This is a genomic window from Acidithiobacillus sp. TH-A36 (assembly GCF_057473445.1).
In genome coordinates, this window is the sequence record NZ_JBYCKP010000486.1 from 1 (window position 1) to 1,727 (window position 1,727).

Annotated in this window: 2 protein-coding genes; both read left to right on the forward strand. The window is 57.0% G+C overall.

The window, feature by feature from the left end:
• The coding region (locus AC2VLY_RS12410; protein ID WP_486922376.1) for an Hsp70 family protein at nucleotides 1–1,053 on the forward strand (1,053 nt) is incomplete at its 5' end.
• A 66-nt stretch (nucleotides 1,054–1,119) separates the two neighbouring features.
• The coding region (locus AC2VLY_RS12415) for a DnaJ domain-containing protein (protein ID WP_486922377.1) at nucleotides 1,120–1,727 on the forward strand (608 nt) is incomplete at its 3' end.

Here is a 1,727-nt window from a genome sequence, read left to right on the forward strand (position 1 = left end):
TTCATCACCGCCGACCAGAGTGGTCCCAAGCATCTGAACATGAAGCTGACCCGGGCCAAGCTGGAATCTCTGGTGGAAGACATTATTGACCGCAGTATGGCCCCCTGCCGGGTTGCCATGAAGGACGCCAACCTGTCCACCAGTCAGGTGACTGATGTGATTCTGGTGGGTGGTCAGAGCCGGATGCCCAAGGTTCAGGAAAAGGTCAAAGACTTTTTCGGTCAGGACCCGCGCAAGGATGTGAATCCCGACGAGGCGGTGGCCATTGGCGCAGCCATTCAGGGCGCGGTGCTGTCTGGCGACAAAAAAGACGTGCTGCTCATGGACGTCACACCCCTGTCTCTGGGTATTGAAACCCTGGGCGGCGTAATGACCAAGCTGATCGAAAAAAACACAACCATCCCGACCCGCAAGTCCCAGGTGTTTTCTACGGCAGAAGACAACCAGTCGGCGGTGACGGTACACGTTCTGCAGGGTGAGCGTGAGCTGGCCCGGGATAACAAATCCCTGGCACGCTTTGATCTGGCCGATATTGCTCCGGCGCCACGGGGTATGCCGCAGATTGAAGTGACTTTTGATATTGATGCCAACGGTATTCTCCATGTGTCGGCCAAAGACAACCAGACCGGCAAGGAGCAGTCCATCAAGATCACCGCCGGTTCCGGCCTCTCCGAGGAAGAAATCAAGCGGATGGTCGCCGAAGCCGAAGCGCATGCGGCTGATGACAAGAAGGCGCGGGCATTGATTGAAGCCCGTAACGAAGCGGATGCCAGCATTCACGGCGCACGCAAGGCGCTGACTGAACAGGCATCGGCACCGGAAGCGGACAAGGCCAAGGTTACTGAAGCCATTACGGCGGTGGAAACGGCCAGCAAGGGTGAGGACCCTGAAGCTATCAAAGGTGCCGTGGCGACCTTGATGGCGGCCATGTCCACACTGCTGCAAAGTGCGGCAGGCAGTCAGGCGGAGCCCGGCGCAACTGCTCAGGGTGAAGGGCAAGCCAAGGCGGATGATGTGGTCGACGCGGAGTTTGAAGAAGTCGATAAAAAGTAATTCAGACTTTGGTGATAAGGGGGCAGGATCTGGTATCCTGTCCCCTTGCCTGTTTCAGGATAAAAAATGGCTACACGCGATTATTACGAAATTTTGGAAATTACCCGCAGCGCCGACGATGGGGAAATCAAAAAATCCTACCGTCGTCTGGCGATGCGCTATCATCCTGACCGCAATCCCGATGATCCCAGTGCGGAAGATCGCTTCAAGGAAATCAGCGAGGCCTACGAGGTCTTGTCCGATGCTTCCAAGCGTCAGGCTTATGACCGCTTCGGACACGCCGGGGTGCAGGGTGGTGCTGGTCCCGGCGGCGGTTTTGGTGGCGGCTTCGGAGGTTTTGGCGGTGGCGCTGGCTTTGGAGATATTTTCGGGGATCTTTTTGAACAGGCTTTTGGCGGCGGTGGGCGTGGTCAGGATTCCGGGCGTGGCTCGGATTTGCGTTATGAGCTGGATCTGACGCTGGAAGAAGCCGCACTGGGCAAACAGGTCACTATTCAGATTCCCAGTTCCGCGCCTTGTGATGTTTGTCACGGTACCGGGGCAAAACCGGGCAGTAAGGTTGAAGATTGCAGCACCTGTGGGGGACGCGGTCAGGTGCGGATGGTTCAGGGCTTTTTCTCGGTGACGCGCCCCTGTCCGCAATGTAATGGCAGTGGTAAAACCATCAAGGATCC